This is a genomic window from Streptomyces jumonjinensis, assembly GCF_009600885.1.
GTDB lineage: Bacteria > Actinomycetota > Actinomycetes > Streptomycetales > Streptomycetaceae > Streptomyces > Streptomyces jumonjinensis.
In genome coordinates this window covers 1-2,348 of record NZ_VCLA01000068.1, presented here as the reverse complement: position 1 = coordinate 2,348, position 2,348 = coordinate 1, and the positions used below count along the sequence as shown (strand labels likewise).

Annotated in this window: 2 protein-coding genes and 1 pseudogene; all 3 read left to right on the top strand. The window is 75.9% G+C overall.

Features of this window, described 5'->3' with window-relative positions; all coding sequences use genetic code 11:
* On the top strand, positions 1–1,067 hold a 1,067-nt coding region (locus FF041_RS08770), incomplete at its 5' end, for an ADP-ribosylglycohydrolase family protein (protein ID WP_153521774.1).
* Positions 1,033–2,202 (top strand): ADP-ribosylglycohydrolase family protein, encoded by a 1,170-nt coding sequence (locus FF041_RS08765; protein ID WP_153521772.1) that lies wholly within the window; start codon positions 1,033–1,035, stop codon positions 2,200–2,202. The genes FF041_RS08770 and FF041_RS08765, both read left to right, overlap by 35 nt.
* A pseudogene (locus tag FF041_RS08760) lies at positions 2,199–2,348 on the top strand (ADP-ribosylglycohydrolase family protein); the annotation flags it as partial. The gene FF041_RS08765 and the pseudogene FF041_RS08760, both read left to right, overlap by 4 nt.

Genomic DNA, 2,348 nt, shown 5'->3' with positions numbered 1-2,348 from the left:
TGCCCGAGTGGACCCGGCGGCTCACCCGGGAGCTGGACACCTTCGCCGAGCAGAACGCCACCACCACCCTCCCCGTCCCCATCGCCCTCAACCAGCCCCCCGAGCCCCTGCGGCTCGGCCCCTCCGACGACGCCGAGTGGGCCGCCTTCACCGCCGGGACCGTGCTCACCGCGGCCGGTCCGCTCTTCGCCGGGCTCACCCCCGGCCGCCGGATGCGCGGGGCCATCGACCTCGCCTGGAACTCCCTGGCCGGGCAGGTCGCCGCCGCCGCCGACCGCGCCCCCGAGGTCGAGTCCGCCGTACTCCCCCTGCGCGCCCGGATCTCCGTACGCGCCGGGCTCGGCAATCTCGCCACCGGGCTGCGCCCGCCCGCCACCGGCCACGACAACCCCCACTACTTCGACGACGCCGCCTGCGTACGGGCGGTCGTACTCGCCGTCGTCCACCCCGGGGACCCGGCGTCGGCGGCCACCCTCGCGGAGTTCGACGCCCGCTACACCCAGGACGGCGACGGGGTGCACGGCGCGCGCGCCATGGCCGCCGCCGTCGCCGCGGCGCTCGGCGGGGCCGGGGTCGACGACGCCGTGGACGCCGCGCTGGCACAGCTCCCGGCCGCCACCGAGATCGGCCGCAACGGACGGCACGCCGTGGCGCTCGCCCGCGAATCGGACGCGGCGTTCGATCTCGTACCGCTGCTGGAGCATCAGATCGTGGACCACGTCTACAGCTACGGCATCGCCGCCGCCGAGACCGTGCCGGTCGCGCTCGCCGTGGCCACCGCGGCGCGCGGCCGGGTCTCCGAGGCGGTGCCCACCGCGGCCTGTCTCTCCCGGGTCGCCGACTCGGCCCCCGCGCTTGCCGGGGCGCTGACCGGGGCGCTCGGCGGCGGGGACGCCATCCCGGCGAGCTGGCGCGAGGCGTGCCGCACCCTCGCGGGCTGCGCGCTGCCCCGGCTCGCGGGCACGGATCTGGTGGAACTCGCCGGGCTGCTCGCACACACGGAACCGACGCCGCCGGGTGGACAATTCCGGCATGATGCTGACAACAGTGACGAACCCGGCGCTTGATGACCGGATCACCGGCAGTCTGATCGGCGCGGCGGTCGGCGACGCGCTCGGCGGCCCGGTCGAGGGCTACACCCCCGAGCAGATCGCCGAACGCCACGGCGGCCGGGTCCAGGGCATCGTGGGCCCCTGGAACGGCGACGACTGGCGCACGGCCCGCCCGATCGCCCCGTACCACAAGGGCGATGGGCACATCACCGACGACACCCTGATGACCCATGCGCTGATCAGGGTGTACACGGAGGTACGGGACCACCTCGACGCCTACTCCGTGGCCGGGCACCTGGTGCCGGACCTGATGACCCGCCCCCGCTGGATCCCGGAGCTGGAGGCCGAGGCGCTCCCCCTCCAGCGGATCTTCCTCGCCGAGAAATGGCTGGTCGCCCGGTTGCACTACGGCCATCACGATCCACGCGAGGCCGGCGCGGGCAATATCGTCAACTGCGGTGCGGCGATGTACATGGCCCCGGTGGGGCTGGTCAACGCGGCCGACCCCCGGGCCGCTTACGCCGAGGCCCTGGACATCGCGGGCGCGCATCAGTCGTCGTACGGACGCGAGGCGGCGGGCGTCTTCGCGGCGGCGGTCGCGGCGGCCTGTCTCCCGGGCGCGACACCGGCCTCCGTGGTCGACACGGCGCTCGGCCTGGCCAAGGACGGCACCCGCGCGGCGATCGAGGCGGTCGCCGAAGCCGCCGCCGCCCATACGGACTTCGAGACCGCTCTCGTGCCCCTGCGCACCGCGGTCGCCCCTTTCGACACGGTCGGCCCCGACTACCGCGCGCCGTCGCTGGCGGCCCGCCGCCCCTCCCGGCTGCACTCCATCGAGGAGCTGCCCATCGCCCTGGGCATGCTGCTGATCGGCGGGGGCGACTACCGCCGTACGGTGCTGGGGTCGGTCAACTACGGCCGTGACTGCGACTCCATCGCCACCATGGCGGGGGCGATCGCGGGCGCGCTCGGGGGCGAGGCGGCGGTGCCCCGTGACTGGGCGAAGTCGGTCGCCGAGGCCAGCCGGCTCGATCTGCACGCTCCGGCGAGGGAGCTGGCCGCGGTGGTCCGGGAGGTGTTCGTACGCGACCGGGAGCGCCGCCGCGCCCATGAGGCGGCGTTCGCCCGGCTGACGGGGGACGCCCGATGACGGAGGCGCTCCGGCTGACCTGGGTCCAGCCCGAGGACCTGATCGGGCATGAGCTGCGGCAGGCGGCGGCGGACGGCCGCGACGCCTCCGCCGTCGCCGCCGCCTGGCGCGCGGCGGGAGGCCCGCCGCCGCCCCCGATGGCGGGC

What these genes read in the sequence shown, in the direction of transcription:
- FF041_RS08765 (WP_153521772.1), top strand. Translation starts at nt 1,033, where the DNA reads ATGATGCTGACAACAGTGACGAACCCGGCGCTTGATGACCGGATCACC.